This window comes from Pseudoteredinibacter isoporae (assembly GCF_040372805.1).
Classification (GTDB): Bacteria; Pseudomonadota; Gammaproteobacteria; order Pseudomonadales; family Cellvibrionaceae; genus Pseudoteredinibacter; species Pseudoteredinibacter isoporae_A.
The window spans coordinates 1-18,438 of record NZ_BAABWJ010000002.1 but is presented as its reverse complement, the minus strand read 5'-3'; the positions used below and the strand labels follow the sequence as shown (position 1 = coordinate 18,438).

Annotated in this window: 14 protein-coding genes; 11 read left to right on the top strand and 3 right to left on the bottom strand. The window is 50.6% G+C overall.

Going from position 1 to position 18,438, the window contains the following annotated elements:
* The first annotated feature begins 92 nt into the window (after positions 1-92).
* From ABWW03_RS06470 to ABWW03_RS06440, 7 genes are all read left to right on the top strand, one after another.
* Positions 93-980: a LysR substrate-binding domain-containing protein gene (locus tag ABWW03_RS06470; protein WP_353407158.1), complete on the top strand. Its 888-nt coding sequence runs from the start codon at positions 93-95 to the stop codon at positions 978-980.
* Between the two features lie 162 nt (positions 981-1,142).
* Positions 1,143-2,120: an ornithine cyclodeaminase family protein gene (locus ABWW03_RS06465; RefSeq protein WP_353407157.1), complete on the top strand. Its 978-nt coding sequence runs from the start codon at positions 1,143-1,145 to the stop codon at positions 2,118-2,120.
* A gap of 9 nt (positions 2,121-2,129) precedes the next feature.
* Positions 2,130-3,515, top strand: coding sequence for an amidohydrolase family protein (locus tag ABWW03_RS06460; protein WP_353407156.1), 1,386 nt, complete (start codon positions 2,130-2,132; stop codon positions 3,513-3,515).
* 24 nt (positions 3,516-3,539) lie between these two features.
* Positions 3,540-5,723, top strand: coding sequence for a TonB-dependent receptor (locus ABWW03_RS06455; protein WP_353407155.1), 2,184 nt, complete (start codon positions 3,540-3,542; stop codon positions 5,721-5,723).
* Between the two features lie 10 nt (positions 5,724-5,733).
* The gene (locus tag ABWW03_RS06450; protein WP_353407154.1) at positions 5,734-6,909 is read left to right on the top strand and encodes a dipeptidase; all 1,176 of its coding nucleotides are present in this window, start codon (positions 5,734-5,736) and stop codon (positions 6,907-6,909) included.
* A 24-nt stretch (positions 6,910-6,933) separates the two neighbouring features.
* Entirely contained in the window at positions 6,934-8,382 is a 1,449-nt protein-coding gene (locus tag ABWW03_RS06445) for an amidohydrolase family protein (protein ID WP_353407152.1), read from the top strand.
* A 144-nt stretch (positions 8,383-8,526) separates the two neighbouring features.
* The gene (locus tag ABWW03_RS06440; protein ID WP_353407150.1) at positions 8,527-9,387 is read left to right on the top strand and encodes a bile acid:sodium symporter family protein; all 861 of its coding nucleotides are present in this window, start codon (positions 8,527-8,529) and stop codon (positions 9,385-9,387) included.
* Positions 9,388-9,467: 80 nt separating this feature from the next.
* On the opposite strand, the gene ABWW03_RS06435 is transcribed toward ABWW03_RS06440, so the two are convergent.
* The 3 genes from ABWW03_RS06435 to ABWW03_RS06425 all read right to left on the bottom strand — a co-directional run bounded on the left by ABWW03_RS06435 (position 9,468) and on the right by ABWW03_RS06425 (position 15,434).
* Positions 9,468-11,825 carry a penicillin acylase family protein gene (locus ABWW03_RS06435; protein WP_353407149.1) on the bottom strand — a complete coding sequence of 786 codons (2,358 nt, stop codon included), beginning with the start codon at positions 11,823-11,825 and terminating at the stop codon, positions 9,468-9,470.
* Positions 11,826-11,879: 54 nt separating this feature from the next.
* Entirely contained in the window at positions 11,880-14,483 is a 2,604-nt protein-coding gene (locus ABWW03_RS06430) for a TonB-dependent receptor (protein WP_353407148.1), read from the bottom strand.
* A 111-nt stretch (positions 14,484-14,594) separates the two neighbouring features.
* Complete coding sequence (locus ABWW03_RS06425) at positions 14,595-15,434, bottom strand: AraC family transcriptional regulator (protein ID WP_353407146.1); 840 nt, start codon at positions 15,432-15,434, stop codon at positions 14,595-14,597.
* A gap of 554 nt (positions 15,435-15,988) precedes the next feature.
* On the opposite strand from ABWW03_RS06425, the gene ABWW03_RS06420 reads away from it, so the two are divergent.
* The 4 genes from ABWW03_RS06420 to ABWW03_RS06405 all read left to right on the top strand — a co-directional run.
* Positions 15,989-16,462, top strand: a complete 474-nt coding sequence (locus ABWW03_RS06420) for a hypothetical protein (protein WP_353407145.1) — start codon at positions 15,989-15,991, stop codon at positions 16,460-16,462.
* Between the two features lie 123 nt (positions 16,463-16,585).
* On the top strand, positions 16,586-17,236 hold the full coding sequence (locus tag ABWW03_RS06415) for a tyrosine-type recombinase/integrase (protein ID WP_353407143.1): 651 nt from the start codon (positions 16,586-16,588) through the stop codon (positions 17,234-17,236).
* Between the two features lie 5 nt (positions 17,237-17,241).
* Positions 17,242-17,991, top strand: a complete 750-nt coding sequence (locus ABWW03_RS06410) for a hypothetical protein (protein ID WP_353407142.1) — start codon at positions 17,242-17,244, stop codon at positions 17,989-17,991.
* Between the two features lie 174 nt (positions 17,992-18,165).
* Positions 18,166-18,438, top strand: a 273-nt coding sequence (locus ABWW03_RS06405; protein ID WP_353407141.1) for a hypothetical protein, incomplete at its 3' end; no start/stop codon positions are given.

The window sequence follows — 18,438 nt, the reverse complement described above, 5'->3', positions numbered from 1 at the left end:
AAACGCCCAACGGGGTTTGATTTTCACCCATTTGACCCCGCCCCCGATTTTAGTGATAAGCTAACCGTCCCGAAACCAGACTCGTTTCACCCATGGAATTACGTCACCTTCGCTATTTTGTCGCCGTTGCCCAAGAGCTGCATTTTGGTCGTGCGGCCGTGCGCTTGAACATTTCTCAACCGCCGCTCACTCAACAGATTCATAATCTGGAAGAAGAGCTTGGGGTAAGCTTGTTCGACCGGAGCAATCGCAAAGTCAGCTTAACAACCGAAGGCGAGATTTTTCGAAAGCGTGCTGAAAGCATTCTGCACCAGGTGGAAAAAGCGACCACCGAAGTGCGAAAGTCTGCCCTGGGTGAAATGGACACGCTGGTGATCGGCTATATGGGCTCGACAATCCTGCGAGAGATTATTGCCAATGTCCGGCGCTTTCGTGAAGATTACCCCATGGTGAAACTGGACTTCGTCATCATGCGCTCGGATGAGCAATATGAGGCTCTGCTGGATGGCAAAATCGACGCAGGTTTTGTCGATTTATCCGTACAACCCATGTCCGATCGCTTTGCCAGCCACCATGTGGATTTTGATTTGGTGGTGCATGAAAAGCTCTGTGTAGCCATGCAGCCCAATCACCCCTTAGCCACACGTGAAAGCATCGACATCGCTGACTTAAAAAGCGAAAACTTTGTCACTCTGCAACGGCATCTGTTCCCTTCCAACTACGACAAAGTGGTCAGCCAATGTGAACAGGCCGGTTTCAGCCCAAACATTGTCGCCATGTCTGAACAGACCGATGTGCTGCTAGCCTATGTCGCCACGGGCGTGGGCATTGCCTTGGTGCCCAGTTGCACTCAAAACTCCTGGGCCAATGAAGTCGCCTTTGTGCCTCTGAGTCAAACCGCCTATGTCGATGTGCATCTGATCAGCAGCGCCGACAATCAATCAAAAAGCTTGCAGGCACTGCGCCGTTATTTCTCATAGACAATGATTTAAGTCCTTCATTTTCCAGTCAGTTTTATCTCAATCCTTAACAAACCCCGCGATTGATACGTTTTACGTATCAATCCAATACAAATACAGTATTGGACGCTTTTAGCCTCTCCTCACTACCATCTTCCCCATTATCAATGAGTGGAAGAGTTCATGCTTGTTATCAATCGACAGGATATTCACCAGCTGATCGACGTGGCCAGTTGTATCGAGATTATGCGCCAGGCCATGGTGCAAGTCAGTCAGGGCAAAACGCGTTTGCCTCTGCGCTGGGGATTACAAATGCCCAATCAGGACTTGATGGGTATGATGCCCGGCTATCTGGCTGAGCCGGAATGTTTCGGGCTGAAGGTCGTCAATATGATGCAAGCCAATCGTGGTGGCATAAACTCCTCACACCTCGGTTGCATGATGTTGTTTGAAGCCGAACACGGTAAACCGTTGGCCCTGATCGATGCCGGCGAAATTACCGCCATGCGCACAGCCGCCGCCAGCGCCATGGCCACAGATTTTTTGGCCCGAAAAAATGCCAGCCGCCTGGCCGTGATCGGTTCAGGTGAACAAGCCATCTCCCATATTCACGCTATCGATGAGGTCAGGGATCTCGATTCTATTCACGTCTGGTTTCGCAACCCGGAAAAAGCAGACGATTTCATCGCTCAGTTCCCGGCCGACAGATGGCCACCGATCTTTGCCCATCATCGCGTCGACGAATGCCTGCAAGGTGCCGACATTGTCTGCACCGTGAGCGCGGCGCAACACCCCATCGTCTTTGAACCCATGCTGGAAGCGGGTATGCACTTGAATGTCGTGGGTTCCAGCATCAAGGAACACCAGGAACTGGATTGCCAGGCACTGCTGCACTGCCGTTATTTTGTGGATTATCTCGAATCCGCCAATCACCAGGCCGGCGAACTCATACACGCACGCGAACAACGCTTGATTGGTGAAGATTATGTGCAGGGCGAAATTGGCCAACTGATTAATGGCGAAATCGAAGGACGCCACAAAGAATCCGACATCACGGTATACCGCTCCCTGGGTGTTGCCGCGCAAGACCTCGCCCTGGCCCATTACCTCTATCAACAGGCGGTCGAAAAAAGCCTGGGCACATCAGTGGACTTTTTGTAGGAGCAAGCCATGAAAAAAATCACCATCACCAGTTTGATCACAAGTGCTTGTTTTTTGGCGGCCTGTAGCAACCTTTCTGATCAGGCCCAAACTGCAGGTCCGATAGAACCGGAAACCCCTAGCGCGACGCTCTACCACAACACCACTTTAATTGATGGCAGCGGTTCAGCAGCGCAATTGAATAAATCCATTCTGGTTGAGGGCGACCGCATCACCGGAATCTATGCCAGTGATCAACTGCCCAAGCTGGATAAAAACATTCAACACATTGACGCCAGCAGTTGGTATGCCCTGCCTGGCTTGATCGACACCCATGTGCATATGGCAACATTGCCCAACGACAAAGCCGCCAAAGCGCTGCTCCGCCGGCAAATTTACAGTGGTGTAACCTCTGTTCGCGATATGGCCGGTGACGGCCGCGCCCTCGCCAATCTGGCACGTCGCTCGCGCCTGCAGGAAATACCTGCGCCCGACCTCTATTACTCCGCCCTGATGGCCGGCCCAAGTTTCTTCTCCGACCCTCGTCCCGGTATGTCCGCACGAGGAGAGACGCCAGGCCAAGTGCCCTGGATGCAGGCCATCACTGAAGACAGCGATATGATCGAGGCCGTCGCCCTGGCCAAAGGCAGTTGGGCGACGGGGATCAAGATTTACGCCAACCTTGAAACCAGAGAAGTCGAGCGCATTGCCGCCGAAGCGAAAAAGCAAGGCATCCAGGTTTGGGCACACAGTATGGTGTTCCCTGCGCTGCCCAATGAAGTCGTCACGGCCGATGTCGATGTTATATCCCATGTATGCCGCTTGACGTTTGAAATTTCCAAACAAAAACCAAAGCAGTATCACCATAAAGTAGTACCCGATTACGCCACATTGAATCCGGCCCACCCCACAATTGTGGCCATCTTTAAAAAGATGGCTGAGAAAAACATTCAACTGGATGCCACCGTTTGGCTCTATGAGGAATTAGCCAGAATGCGCCGTGAAAACCCGGCGGCCAAAACCATTCCTGTGAAATGCCCCGTCGATTTTGCGGCACGCCTAACGCAAGTTGCCTATGAGCAGGGCGTTGAGATTTCCACCGGCACCGACGGCATGACCGCCGCCAGCGAGCCATTCCCGGCCCTGTTCAAAGAACTGGAAACCCTGGCCAGCAAAACACAGATTCCCAACGCCCAACTGATCCGTGCTGCCACGCTGAATGGCGCCAAGGTGCTGGGCAAAGAAAAAGAGTTTGGCAGCATCGAGGTTGGTAAAAAAGCCAACCTGATGTTCACCACCAAGGACCCACTGCAGAACATTGAACACCTGCGCACAGTTGAGCTGACCGTGAAATCCGGCACAGCTTACCCACGCTCTGCGTTCAAAACTCTGAGTCAGTCCGAATTAACACCTTAAAATAATAAATGAGCAGAGTTGATCATGAATAATAAACTCCCTGGTAATACGCTACGCAAACAGACACCCAACGCTAAGCTGATGTATCTGGCCCCTTTGTGCGCCGCTATCAGTTTCGGACAATCCAGTCACGCCGAGATTGAAGAGGTGGTGGTCACCGCTTCAAAGCGCGGAGCCAGTAACATTCAGGATATGGCCACCAATATCTCCGCCCTGGGTTCCGATTCCCTCAAGAAAATTGGTGCGAATGGCTTCCGTGATTTCGCCAAACACATCGCCGGCTTGAGTTCGATTGATAATGGCCCCGGTAATCAGCAAATTATTATCCGCGGTCTCGCTTCCAGTACTGGTGCGGCACAGGTAGGCACTTACTTTGATGAAATTCCCGCTTCCGGTTCCGGTGGCACCAACGTGCGCCAGACGGATTTGCAACTGTACGATCTGGAACGCGTGGAAGTTTTGCGTGGCCCCCAAGGCACTCTGTACGGCGGCGGCTCACAGGGCGGAACGATTCGCTATATCACCAATAAGCCCAATTTCGACCAAGTAGAAGGCAGCGTGCAAATGGACGCCGCCACCCGCTCCCGCAGTGGCGGTGAGGTGTACCAGCTCAACGCTATGATCAATGCGCCGCTTATTGAAGACACGCTCGCCTTGCGCGGTGTGGTCTTTTATCGCGATAGTGACGGCTACGCCAACCTTCCTGATCTGAATCAGCGCGGCACTGACACTGAGGAAACCCGTGGTGGCCGCCTGATGGCCAGTTGGCAAATCAGCGACAAAACCAAACTGGATGCTTCGGTCTGGTACCAGAATATGGAAGTCGGCGATCGTCCTCAAGTCACCCTTGCGAGCGACTCCCGCAGTGGCAGCGTAAAAACCCCGTTTACTGATAAGCTGAATATGGCCAACGTGACACTGGAACACCGTTTCGATTCGGCCACCTTGACGCTCACCCACAGCGACTACAATCGCGATGCGCTTTACGCCTTTGATGTCTCTCAGTTTGTGCCGGGTTCCGGCGGAGTCTTCCAAACCCGCGACACACAATTGCAGAGCAGTGAAATTCGCCTGGCATCGAATCTGGACGGTGATATCCAATACATTGTGGGTGCCTTTTACCAGCAGCGTCAGGCCGACAGTATATCCGCCGGTTTCTTTGTGGATGATGACACGGGCAATATCGTCGCGGAACAAACCAAGTTTTTCGATACTCGAACAGACGCAGAATTCAGTAACAAAGCCATATTCGGTGAGCTGACTTACCAAGCCACTGAGCAACTGGAATTACTGGCGGGCTTTCGCAGTTTTAAAATCACGACCGATTCCCAGGCCAATGAATTGCTCACCCCCTTTGGGCCACCGTCCGGATTGGCCGACCCACTGCATTCTGAATCCGACGACACTATTTTCAAACTGCAAGCTTCCTACGACATTAACGAAGACGCCCTCGCTTACCTTGTGTTCTCCGAAGGCTTCCGCGAAGGGGGGGCGAACAATATCAATCTGTTGACCAGCGGAGGCAATCCGGCGCCGGCGTCTTTCGATCCGGATTTCGTGAAGAACCTGGAGCTGGGCTGGAAAACCCAGTTTCTGGAAAAGCAGTTAACGGTCAACGGCGCCGTTTATTATATGCAGTGGGACGATATTCAAGTCGGCCTGCTGGATCAAAACCAGGCTTTTGGCTACACCGATAACGCAGGCAAAGCCAGCCTGAAAGGTATCGAACTGGAAACCCGTATCACCCCGGATGCCCTCCCCGGCTTTAGCGCCAGTGTGAACTTTAACTATTCTGAGCAACAGCTGGATGAAAACACCATTCAGTTTGATAACGGTGATAACACCGCTGGCAGAGACGGTGATGATTTGCCCAATACTTCGCCGGTTTCCGCAGGCCTGATTCTGGAACAACGGTTCGAGCTGGCCGGTCATCAAGCTTTCGTGAACTTCAGCACATCCTACACCGGCAAGGCCCTCACCACGTTTTCCTTCCGTGACCCCAGTGCCCGCAGAACCGGTGACTATGTCTTGGCCGTCGCGCGTTTCGGTTTGGACACCGAAAACTGGTCGGCTTCACTCTACGTCAACAATCTATTTGACGAACGCAAACCCGTAAACTGGACGGTCGAAGCGCGCCCAGGTATTCCGGATCGCATTCTCACCACCCAACCTCGCGCCATCGGCGTCAATCTGGAATTCCATTTCTAAGGTTTTGATTATGAGCATTACACGTCGAGATTTACTGAAATATTCTGCAGCCGCCAGTACCGCGAGTGCTTTGTTCAACAGTTCCGCCCTGGCCCAAGATAAGCCCTGGCCGAATTTAAAACAAAGCATTGTGATTAACAATCTGGGCGGCATCGACAATCCCAACAGCTGGTTGAAGGCCGATGCCAAACACCAATCCAAAGACCCGGTGCGCAGTCGTTTGCGCTCACTGGACGAACGTGCCCTGAACGATATGCATAATTCAGGCACCACTGCGGTCAACCTCACCATCGGCTACGTTGCCGGGCCGATGGACCCGTTTGAGCACAGTGTTAAAGACATTGCTCATTGGAATCAGGTCATTCAGCAATATCCGAATGACCTGCTAAAAGTTGAATCCGTCGCGGATATTCTGCAGGCCAAAAAAAGTGGGCGTGTGGGTATTATTCTGGGTTTCCAAAACGCAGCGATGATGGGCGATAACGCCGAGCGCGTCGATATTTTTGCGGGTCTGGGCGTCAAAGTCATCCAGCTTACCTATAACGTGGCCAATCAAATTGGCAGTGGCTCCATGGCGCCTGATAACGGCGGCCTGACACCGTTTGGGCACGAAGTACTGGAACGACTGAACGCAAGTCGCACCTTGGTCGACTTAAGCCACAGCGGTGAAAAAACCTGCCTGGACGCCATTCGAGCATCCCAGAGCCCCATCGCCATTACCCATACCGGTTGTCGTGCGCTGTCTAATCTACCACGCAATAAAACCGATCAGGAATTGAAGCGACTCGCCGATAAAGGTGGCTGCGTCGGCATTTATTTCATGCCGTTTCTAAAAGAAGACAGCTTCCCTAATGCTCTCGATGTTGTGAGCCACATTGAACATGCGATTAAGGTCTGCGGTGAAGACCATGTTGGTATCGGCACCGATGGTGGCACAACGCGTATCGACGATATGGCGGCCTACCACACCGCTATTGATGCCGAAATCGAGCGTCGCCAGAAGGCCGGCATTTCAGCCAAAGGCGAGAAAAAAGGCGTTGTGCCCTTTATTCCCGATTTACAGGGCCCGGAGCAGTTTCAAAAACTGGCCGACATGTTGTACAGCCGAGGGCATTCTTCCAGTCGAATTGAAAAAATCCTGGGTGGGAACTTCCTGCGTTTGAAAAAAGAAGTCTGGGGCGCATAAGCCCCACAGCAAGAGAACATCAGAATGAAAAAAACACTGCTCACATTTTCCATCAGCCTACTGATCGCTCAACTGGCTAGCGCCACCGAAGCGACAATGCCCGCAGATAAGGCGAAGTCTGATACCACGATTTATCAAAACGTTAACGTCATCGACAGCATCAGCGACGATCTGCAAAAGAATATGGCCATCGTCGTCAACGGCGAAACCATCCGCGCCCTTTTGCCGATGTCTCAACTTAAGCAGGACAGCTACCCCAATGCCACAATAGTGGACGCGCAGTCTTGGTACGCAACTCCAGGCTTGATTGAAACCCATACCCACGTGGCCACTCAGCCCAATCGACAATACGCCGAATTTATTTTGAACCGCCAACTCTATGGCGGTATTACTACTGCCCGTGACCTCGCTGGAGACTCCCGAGCACTGGCCGATCTCAGCCGTGCGGCGCTGGTCAAAGAAATTCCTGCACCCGATTTAAAATACGTCGCCCTGATGGCGGGCCCGGAATTTTTCAGTGATCCTCGCACCGTGTCTTCCGGCCTGGGCGAAGTCCCCGGAAAAATTTCCTGGATGCAGGCTGTCGACGAAAACACGGATATGAAAACTGCCGTCGCCCTGTCCCGAGGTACTTGGGCCAGCGCAATCAAAACCTATGCCAAGCTCAACGACAAAGCCATGAAACGCATTGGCGACGAAGCCCGTAAACAAGGTATTCCCGTCTGGTCCCACGCCCACGTCGGCCCAGCACGCCCCATGGCCGTCGCCAAAGCTCGAGTGCATTCCATGTCCCATGCCTGCGATATGGCCGCGGCGGCCTTTACGGAGGAGCAACTCGCCAAAGCCGAATCGGGTGAACTGAACGGCCGAGTGCCCGTCGATTTGAAGAGCGCAAAAATCGATGCGGTGTTTGAGGAAATGAAAACGCACAATACTGTGTTCGATCCAACCTTACGTGTAGAAGAGTGGGTAGCCAACAACGCTGAAAAATTGAAAGCCCAGAGAGAAAAAATGGCTCGGGAAATGAACAAAAACCCGAACGCCAAAGGCAAGGCCTCCACCAAGAAAAAGGGCATCCGCGCCCAATGCGGATTCGAGGATGCCGTTGACCTGGTACGTAGAGCCTACAAAGCCGGCGTCAAGATTTCTACCGGTACCGATGGCTCGACAGGCAATAAAGACCGCTACCCTGCCCTCTACGATGAACTGCGTCTGCTCAACGAAAAAGTGGGTATACCGATGATGGATGTCATCAAAGCCGCCACCATTAATGGCGCTTTCAGTATCGGGCTGGAAAATAAAATCGGTACCCTTGAAGCCGGCAAGCAAGCCAATATCAGCTTCTTCGAGCAAAACCCTCTGGATGGTTCCGAGCATTTGCGTTCCGTAGTATTGACCGTAAAACGCGGCAGCCCGTATTACCGCAAGGATTTTGTACTGGGTGAATCCGGGATACCCGATGAAGACGGTTAAGAAAAACCCTAAACCGTAGAAACAACAGTCCGTCAGCCGTTCAACACACGCTGGCGGCGCAACACCCTGTTTCTCTCCTCTTCGGTATGTCTCTTGCCTATAATGACTCGCGGGCAAAAGGCATACTGTTTTTTGGATTAAACTATGAGCGATGAATTAATTTCGATCTTTAACACTCAGGTCATTCCTCTGGGCCTGATGGCCATCATGTTCAGCTTGGGGCTGTCCCTCCAGATTGCCGACTTTGGGCGCCTGTTGGCACGCCCGAAATCCGCAGGCATTGGCTTATGTGGTCAATTGATTCTACTGCCCGCTCTGGCCTTTTTGCTGGTCAGTGTTTTTCAACTGCCTGCGGCCATGGCAGTGGGTTTATTGATTCTCGCCGCCTGTCCGGGAGGCGTCACCTCCAACGCCTTAGTCTTTGCTGCCCGAGGCGATGTCGCACTCTCGGTGACACTCACGGCTTGCTCCAGCTTGCTGACGATCATCAGCACACCATTAATTATCGGCTTCGGTATTCACCACTTCTACCCAGAAGGTGACGCCCCGCAACTCGATGTAGTCATGACCGTCAAGAAGCTCCTTCAGATGGCCATCATTCCTATCGCACTGGGTATGATCCTCAGGCATTTCAACACCCAACTGGCTGAAAAACTGGTGGGCTACCTGCGCCCTACTTCCATGCTGGTGCTGGTGCTGGTGATTGGTTTCTCGGTTTTCGTTAGTCTTGATTTGGTGCTCGACAACCTCCGCCAAGCCGGCCCCGTAGCTTACCTTCTGAACCTGCTTGCCATGGCCATGGGGCTCGGCCTCGCGCTGCTGTTCCAACTCAATAAAGGCGAACAATTTACCCTCGCGGTTGAAGTTGGTGTACAAAACGCCACAATGGCTACCTTCTTGAGCTTGTCCGTATTAAATGATTGGAACCTGGCCATCGTACCGACAATATACGGCGTGATTATGCTGCTGAACGCGAGTATTTTGATGCGCTGGTTGAAACGCTAAAACCTCAATAAAGGAACGTCCAATGCAACTCACACACTGGAAGTTCCTCTATTGCTTCAAGCGTGGTTCAACCACTGAAGCTAAGGCGTTGGCAGCAGCGTAATTGTCGATACGATATTTCGTGGAACCAAATACCCGCCCTTCCCGGCGACCCAATCTGCGTGGCCTTTTTTAAACCAAGGTGAGATCAGATTCGCGCTCTGGCCACCCGGCATACTGAATAGAGCTTCCGATTCTCTGCCAGGGGAAACAACCATGCGTTGTGATGCTCCCCCTGTGGGGCTCTGCACTCTGGGCACATGAATGTCGCCTTCCAATTCATCTTTCGGCATTGAATAGAAACGCCCCAATATCGGGAGCTTGCTCATCAAGGGGTGCTTAATGTTTGCGGAGTTCTGTTTGCCCCAGCGCTGCTCAGACAAACGAGAACCATCTCGCCCCATCGCTAGGAGTGCGTCTTTCAAAGCGGCCGCTTTAAGCTCGCCCCAACTCGTAAATTTTGGGTTCAGCAAATGGCCGGGCTCTTTGTCCGCCAGATGCCATATGGGGTATTCCGTTGGGCGTTTAATCGCATTGTATTCGAAACTCGGGTCCACACTTTTCAGCTTTGCAACAAAGGGCTGCAAAGCCAGATTCGCAAACTGGATTCTGAAATTTCTCACCAGACGATAGGACACCGATGTCGCATTCGCTCTGCCCTGCCATTTGCCTAGCTCATTGAGAATGTCTTCTCTTTTTCCCGGCAGATCGTCATCTCGAATTTCCGCCAAACTGTCCAACGCCACACGATGCCAGCGATCCAATAACAGATTTCGGTCATCCAGCTGAAGCGCAAGAAAATCGGACTCAGTAAAGGCTTCTTTCTCAAACAACTTCATCTCAATTCGTTTTTGCCGAACCCCCAACTTCAAACCCGCATTGCCCAACAGCGCCCAGGCATCCCCGCTCAGTACCCGTGAATTCGCTGTCCAGAGTCGTCCCGACTCCGGGTTGTAAATGTACGGGTGTTCTTCCTGCAGATACCCCTGCCAGGTTTTGTCGCCCAAGGCCCAGCTTTCTGCGTATTTACCGCTAAGCCCGATTCTTTTTGGAATGGGCCCGGCTATGGTCCAGGCAATATTCCCCTGGCGGTCACCACAAACCAGATTCTGCGCGGGCATTCCAACGCTTTGCCGCAATTCCAACATCGCTTCCACTGACTCGACGCGTTCGAATTCAAGCGAATTCATATTGGCGCCCTCGGCATCGTGAGCGACCCATCGCATGGCCAACTTTCGGCCTCGATGATCGTTGCCCAGCACCGGTCCCCAAATCGTGTTTTTCACACGCAGGCTGACCGGCTCTTCGCCTTTGACCTCAATTAATTCTCGGTAGATCTCATAAGGCCTGGGCCCCGTCGGCGTCTGGTAGTACTCACCGTCCGGCACTTCGTCAACAAGCACCAGATCGGCCCAATCCCCAAAAGAGTTGGTAAACCCCCAAGCTACCTCGCCGTTGCTGCCAACCACCATCGCCGGCCAACCGGGTAAGGTGGCTCCTGAGACCGTTCTATCTTGCGATACAGGCCAAGACGCTCGATACCAAATATTCGGCACGGAATGATCCAAATGCATATCGTCGGCCACCATAGCCCCACCATGAGGGGTTAGGCGCCCACTGACCGCCCAATTGTTACTGCCCCCCAATGCCCGACTTACCTCAACCTCCAACTCTCCGATGGCGTTAATAAGAGTCTTGTCTATGGATAAGTCCGCCAAGCTCGTTGTGGGCAAAGCGGCGTTATCAATCGGGCCACCGTCCAATGGGCTATCCCACTCCCCCCCCTCGGGATGCAGGAAACGAGACACATCCTTAGGGAACACCTCTTTCAGGAGACTCACAGACCGCTCGTAGTTTGCTTGCGCGTCCTGCTGACTGATGTACATGGAGTACATCACCAAAAAACTGTCCTCTTCTTGCCATTCTTCAGGGCTCGAATGTAAGACCAGATACTCAATAGGCTTTACCGCTAAATCGGCGATTCCGGCATTGACGCCCAGCGTGTATTTCTTGAGGATCGCGCGATAGTGCTCCGGGAGTTCTTTTACCCGTTGTTTGGCCAGGGCTCGAAAGCGATGCACCCGTACCGCTCGATCGTGTTGCAGCATTTTTTTTCCGATAAGCTGGGACAATTCGCCAGCGGAATTTCTACGCATGATGTCCATTTGGAACAGGCGGTGCTGTGCGTGCAAAAAACCCAAAGCGAAAGCGCTGTCTGAGCGAGAAGCCGATTGGATATCAGGCACCCCATGATCATCAAAGTTAATCGTCACGGTCTGATCGACACCATCAAGATGGAGAGAACCGGATGAGCGTTCGACGCTGAATAGAAGATAAAAGTAAACCGCAGCGACAGGCAGAAAGAGAAATACGAGGGTATATACAAGAGGTCTAATCATAGCTCATTTCAGTAAAAAGCTGGCCGAAGCCAGCACAAGGGTTGCCCCAGAGTCTTAAAAGTTTACGCTGACATCGATGCCGAAGGTGCGCGGAGGAAGGCGCCAAATAGTGTGTGACCCAATGGCGCTCGCTGGGCCGGAATATTCACCCAGCACATCTTCGTCGCTCAGGTTATTGGACCAAAGTGACACACTCCAGGCGCCCGACTCGTCCAGAAAACTCACGCGAGCATTGAGCAGCTCATACGCCGGCACATTTTCGCCTGCCAAACCGCCCACACGATCATCCGTCCAGTTGTAGTCACCGCGAACCACTAAGTCACCCAAGTCGGCCAGATTCCAACGATATTCCATCATCAGGTTTACCTTGTTCTCCGGTGTCATGGCTCTTGGTTCGCCAGTTCGGTCGTCTGCTTCTGTTTCTCCAGCACTGAAAAGAACCGGGTATTCGGTGTACTCCGTATCCAAATAACTGTAGTTACCGGCAATGACCAGGTTGTCAGTAGGTGCCCAAAACACTTCCAAATCCAGGCCCTGCCCTTCGGCTTTCGCAGAACGGAGGTTGTACGTTGGAATCGGCGATCCGACCAACGCCAACTCTTGCAAGTTGTCATAGTCGTAGAAATAAGCGGCGCTGTTGACACGAAGGCGGTTATCGAAAAAGTCGGCCTTCATGCCCACTTCGTAGTTAATGACTTCTTCTTGGCTGAACGTCGGTTCAATGCCCGGGCCGAAACTTAAACTGTTAAAGCCGCCGGCTTTGAAACCCGTCGCTACACTGGCATACAACATGGCACTGTCGTTGATGATGTAATCCAGAACCAGTCGCCCGGAAACCGCTTCCCAGTCATTTGCCAATGCCTGAATCTCACCGTTGCCGTTAATGCCGTTGTTATAGAACGCAACACCGATCGGCAGACTGCCGCCGCCCAAAGCATCACTCAAACTGAAAAAGTAATTGTTCGGATCGTAGGCGGTTTGAATGGTGAAGGTTTTATCGTCGTAGGTGTAACGCAAACCCGCCGACAGATTCAATTGCTCTGTCAGGGCATAGGTGATATCACCGTATACCGCATAGCTCTGATATTCGCCGGTATTGCGAACCGACTCCTGCCACAAATTACTGCCAAGGCGGGACTGAATTTGCGGCAACACCGAACAGCCTACCGCGCCATTAATACCCACCACTGCCGCCGCACTTCCAATGGAATCGTAGGGGCCGCCAGGGCAAAAACCGGAAGAAGCAATCGCCTGTAGCGCCCCAAAGGGACTGCCACTGCCTGTAGGGTCGGCTTGTGCGGCATAAAGCGAGGTCACGAAACTGCTCAGGGCAATGCCGTTCAGTCCCAGGCCGCTTAGGCCCTGCCGCAACTGATTCACCACCTCGGCAATATCCTGATCACTGGAACCGGCATGTAAACCCAAAGCATCGGCCCCCAAACCAAAGGCAGAAAATGCATCAACATTTCCCAGCAAGCCGCTGTAGATCGCAAAGTTTTCCAGAGTGTCGTAATTAAACTCAGCAACGGTGGTGTGATCCACATGCTCTTTGCTGTAGGTTAATCCCGCGGTCCAAAACAAACGATCTGATTGACCGCTAAAGCGAAACTCCTGACTGAAATTATCTTGATCATCGGTATTGATCGACACAAAGTGATGCATCGGGTCGGCACTGCCGTCTTGATCGCTGATAAAATCAACGTTCATGGCCCGGTAAGCGGTAATGGATTTAAAGGAGAAATGTTCAAACTCATGATCCAGCTCTAAAGAAACCCCCGATAACTCGCGGCGCTCATTCGGAGACACATCGCTGGTCACATCACCAAATGGATCGAACGCGACATCGGTCGAGGCGCCATAGACACTTTTGGTTGTGGTATAAATACCCCCGGAGCTCTGATCCATTTTGCTGTATTCCGCGCGAAACAGCGCCGAGGTACTGTCACTAATATCCCAAAGCAAAGCCGCACGATAGGACTGATTGTCTGCACCATTAATATCCGGGCCAGACAAATTTTTCAGGTAGCCATCACGGCGGTTCACCGACGTGCTCACACGAAACGCCACATCATCACTTAAGGGGATATTCAACACCCCATCAATATCTTTCTTGCCAAAGTTGCCGGCACTGACCGTAATATTCCCTTCCAGCTGATCACTCGGCCGCTTACTGATGATATGAATGGCGCCCCCGGTGGCATTACGCCCGAACAAAGTACCCTGTGGCCCTTTTAGCACTTCCACACGCTCCACATCCGAAAGTGGAATTTCAGACCCGGCACCGCGCCCCGCATACACACCGTCGATATACAAAGCAACAGCGGGGTCTGAACCCACGGTAAAATCTGAAGTCTGAATACCACGAATATTGTAGGTAGGCTGAGTCGTATTATCGTTGTGCATTTCAACACCTGCCGTAAAACGACCGATATCACTCACATTTTCGACACCCATCTCTTTAAGGGTTTCACCATTAAAAGCCGAAATTGCGATAGGCACATCCTGCACATCCTGCTCACGCTTTTGCGCGGTGACGACCACTTCTTCCATGATGGAAGCCGCCGACAACTCCAAAGACATCGCCAAACACACGCCGAGGCATAAGGCGTTTTTTCTGAATTTTCTATGATTATTTTTATTCGGTTTATCGATAGCCATGATGACCCTCTATTGACACTTCGGAACGACAAAAATAGAGGGGCCATCATATTGAGTTGTTTATCGACGAAAAAGGGACATAACTCACCTAGTCTGGTACAAATCTTCCTTTTAACTTCTTTTCCCTAAGGCCTGCGACCGATACTCCCTTGGAGACACACCCACGTGCCGACGAAAGAACCGCGAAAAATAAGATGGGTCGCCAAAACCCAAACTGATCGCGATGGACTTAACACCATGGTCTCCAGCCATAATTCGCCGCTTCGCTTCAAGTATCAAATGATTTTGAATCAACTGAGAGACGGTATAGCCCGTGTTGTCTTTGGCAATACGATTGAGTTGTTTGCAAGACAAATTCATTTTTTCAGCGTAAAACTCAACACTGTGATCGACAGCATAATTGTCGGAAATAAGCCCCATCAGGCTCTCGACGCGAAAGGCATCCTGATTACGGGGCTTGCCACCGCCCACCATTTCAGAGATCACACAGAGATAAGCACAAAACATCGCTCTTTGGGTGCTTTGATGAGAAGCCTCATCGGCCAGCTCCTGCATTAATAGTGCTTGTAAGGTATCGACTTTATCGCCCTTACCCTGAGTGATATCGACATACTGCACCGCGTGCTCGGGGCTATACATCTTAATTCTCTCGATCAATATATCGCCGTACAGTTTCGACAACATATCGGCCGAAAATTCAGTATGCACCGCCTCAACCGAGCTTACGTCCAAATACTCCAACAACTGCCACGGCGTTACCAAAAATATACGCCCTGGGCATATCTCAAATTTCCGCTCATCAATCAGCAGAGCCCCCTCCCCAGCAACAATCCGGATCAACTGGTAACTGGGCACACGAAGCGGCGAGCCAACCAAACTGGGCGGAATGCAAATAGAGTCAAGCGACAGAAGGGGCTCACCCACCGTATCGTGGCTTACAAGATTCTTCATTACGAACAACGGCCTCAGTTCAGCGTTTCAGTAGATGCGAGCGCGGATAGATGAGCCGCCCTATACAGCCCTCCCACCCGGCAAATTACCCGATTATCCCAAGCTCACAAGCCCAATGTCCCTACAGTACAGCGAATTGTCCGAATTATCCTGTTATGTGGAGGCTGATTTGGCGGCAATCTCCTATCATTCTGTCTATAAAAGCAGCATCTAGAACACTTTACTGCTAAAGAAACACTGCAAAATTGGAAAAACACATGCCTATGTCGTTCAGGTTGAGTTTCTAACCTTACAGCGGCGACTAGTAGGGAACGCGTGCATATTCCTGATTAGAAGTCTGAATTTAGCTGTAATCATCCGCTTTCGATGGCATGATATACGCCACGACTTTGCAGCAGAGCAGGTGATAGAAACTGTGGTGCTAATTAGGGTATAAGCGCTGTGGACATGCTGATTTGAACACCAACTCACGCCATACTCCTTTAGCACCAAATTACAAAGTGGATGCTATTGCCTTGGTCAATTAAAATAACGTATCAATAAAAGGATTTTTTGTGCCCATCGTCAAAGTTTTATTTATTTCTATCTCAATAATTTTCGTCATTCTGAGTATATTACCAGTCTTATTTTATAAGTTTCTCAAAAAGCAGATCAACACATGGCCAGTGGTTGCGGCTAAAGTTACTTATAGCAAACTACTCAATCAGACCGGTGCACGAGGCGAAAGTTTGATTGAAGCAATTGTTCACTTTGAGTACGAATTTAGAGGCAAGACTTTTACTAGCCAGACTCCAACATTAAGCAGTTTTGACCTATTCCCCTCGCTGGATTATCAAAGGGAAATTTACAATAAATACACGAAAGGCGAATACTACAATGCTCGCGTGAGCCCCATTTCTGGCGAGCTGGCCTATTTTGAAGTGGCTCCACTAAGTATTATTTCCGCTGTACTTATGCCTTTTTTAGGGCTTGGATATCTGGCCATATTGTATTTATATATTGATTCCCTTGTAAGCCTCTTCTCATGAGTTTACATAATTATTGCAGTGACTTACTGAATCTGACCACCTTAGTAGAGGCGAAAGATTCACCACAACTAAACAGTTGTCATTGCTCTCCAAGGGAAAGTAGTCTTTTAGGCGAGCATAAAAATGACTAACAGACTGATATTGCTACCGGGGATGGATGGAAGTGGGCAGCTATTCGACTCATTTGTAAGCCAACTGAGACAGCTAAAACCTACAGTTATGGCACTTCCACAAAGCGGGCCCCAGAGCTATGAGCACCTAGCAACAATAATCAGCGACCAACTGCCAAGCGAGCCATACTATCTGCTAGCCGAATCGTTTTCTGGCGGGATAGTAGCTCAATTGAATAAAGAAGCTCTCAGTAACTGCAAAGCAATCATCTTTGTAGCGTCATTTTTACAATCACCATGCCCTACCGAAGAAACCTCAAAATCCCAAAAGACACGACATATTCCACTTAGCCCGACCGCTATAGATGTATTGAATAAATGGAGAAAGCAGGCTCCTACTCGCGGTGGCCGAGTATTCCCCGCCGATGACGGCGGAAAATTAGACAATGTTCGCAAATCATGGGCAACAATCCTAAAGTTAGCTGAAATCACCCGCTTTCGCTGGCATGATATGCGCCATGACTTTGCATCTAAGCTAGTGATGAAGGGGGTACCGCTGAATACAGTGCGAGAGCTGTGTGGTCACTCTGATTTGAATACAACATTACGCTATGCCCACTTAGCACCTGACCACAAAGCGGATGCTATCGCTTTGATAGGCTGATTGAAATGGATGATAAACAGCTACAATTTTTACTAGGTCGCAGAGCGCTCAACCAAGCGGCCACTAAAGATTATACGGACTGGGCTGAAGCCTTATTGTACAGCAACCCAAATTCTGAAAATGCTGAAATCCTAGCTAGCATGGGGTATGAGCGTGATCCTCTGACTGAAGAGATTGAAAAATATTTTTTAGCAACACTAAATGACCTGAAATTTAACATTCCCTCGAACGAACAGTGCATCGGCGATTATGTCCGCCTAGTTTGCACTCAAATTATCTCAGGTGAAATAGATGCAATTCGTGGTACCGAGCTACTCGAAATAACGTACGAGAAATCTGACTACACGGGCCTCTATTCAATTTGGTATGGGGCAACAGAAGACATTCGAAATGTTCGTGACTACGGCGAGGAAGTAGGTTTCTACAATACAGGTTTAACAAAGGATAACCTACCTTCCTACCTTAAAAGCATTGCGCAGCAATTCCTAACTCTACTGGACATAGAGTTACCCGGTGAATTTTTTAACCTAAGCATTTGTTTACAGTGTAAGCATGTATCTAAACCCAGTTTTGTTCGGCACGAGAAGCCATGGTTGCCCGCGGTAATTTATCGCCTAATTTACAATACTCAACCAGCAGTTAGGCCAGTATGCCCTAACTGCAATGCAGATTTCCCTGGAATGATGCAAGACTTTAAAGCTAGAGAAATGTATTTAAACACCTACCACAATACGACCCAAAAGCCTCCCCTATAACAGACGAAGTAATACTAGCCCGACCGAAACATTCAGGCCCGTTTTACAATACACAATAACTCACTCAAAAATGGTGCAACGAATAGCCCCTTGCCACCCCATCCGTTCTTCAGTCAATCCAGTAATCCGGCAACGCTCACGGACTGCTTAGACGCAATAGACAGAACCAATGCTGTGATTGAGATGATTAACAGCTTAGAGCTCGGTGAAGAGAATGGTGGTTTGTCCGAAAGGGCTTTATTTGGCTATTACTGGGTGAACTCATTGGTACAGAGTGCTTTAACGTTTGTAAACGTTCGCCTCAATGAACTTCAATTGGAATATAATCAACAGCTACAGTCCCAGTCATTCGCTACCGGGCTTCTTCAGGCTCTAGAATCTATGGATGAACCTCATCAGGATCAGCTTTTAAAGCCTGTTGCACATCACATGGGAATGGAGGTCTCA

What these genes read in the sequence shown, in the direction of transcription:
- ABWW03_RS06470 (WP_353407158.1), top strand. Translation starts at nt 93, where the DNA reads ATGGAATTACGTCACCTTCGCTATTTTGTCGCCGTTGCCCAAGAGCTG.
- ABWW03_RS06465 (WP_353407157.1), top strand. Translation starts at nt 1,143, where the DNA reads ATGCTTGTTATCAATCGACAGGATATTCACCAGCTGATCGACGTGGCC.
- ABWW03_RS06460 (WP_353407156.1), top strand. Translation starts at nt 2,130, where the DNA reads ATGAAAAAAATCACCATCACCAGTTTGATCACAAGTGCTTGTTTTTTG.
- ABWW03_RS06455 (WP_353407155.1), top strand. Translation starts at nt 3,540, where the DNA reads ATGAATAATAAACTCCCTGGTAATACGCTACGCAAACAGACACCCAAC.
- ABWW03_RS06450 (WP_353407154.1), top strand. Translation starts at nt 5,734, where the DNA reads ATGAGCATTACACGTCGAGATTTACTGAAATATTCTGCAGCCGCCAGT.
- ABWW03_RS06445 (WP_353407152.1), top strand. Translation starts at nt 6,934, where the DNA reads ATGAAAAAAACACTGCTCACATTTTCCATCAGCCTACTGATCGCTCAA.
- ABWW03_RS06440 (WP_353407150.1), top strand. Translation starts at nt 8,527, where the DNA reads ATGAGCGATGAATTAATTTCGATCTTTAACACTCAGGTCATTCCTCTG.
- ABWW03_RS06435 (WP_353407149.1), bottom strand. Translation starts at nt 11,825, where the DNA reads ATGATTAGACCTCTTGTATATACCCTCGTATTTCTCTTTCTGCCTGTC.
- ABWW03_RS06430 (WP_353407148.1), bottom strand. Translation starts at nt 14,483, where the DNA reads ATGGCTATCGATAAACCGAATAAAAATAATCATAGAAAATTCAGAAAA.
- ABWW03_RS06425 (WP_353407146.1), bottom strand. Translation starts at nt 15,434, where the DNA reads ATGAAGAATCTTGTAAGCCACGATACGGTGGGTGAGCCCCTTCTGTCG.
- ABWW03_RS06415 (WP_353407143.1), top strand. Translation starts at nt 16,586, where the DNA reads ATGACTAACAGACTGATATTGCTACCGGGGATGGATGGAAGTGGGCAG.
- ABWW03_RS06410 (WP_353407142.1), top strand. Translation starts at nt 17,242, where the DNA reads ATGGATGATAAACAGCTACAATTTTTACTAGGTCGCAGAGCGCTCAAC.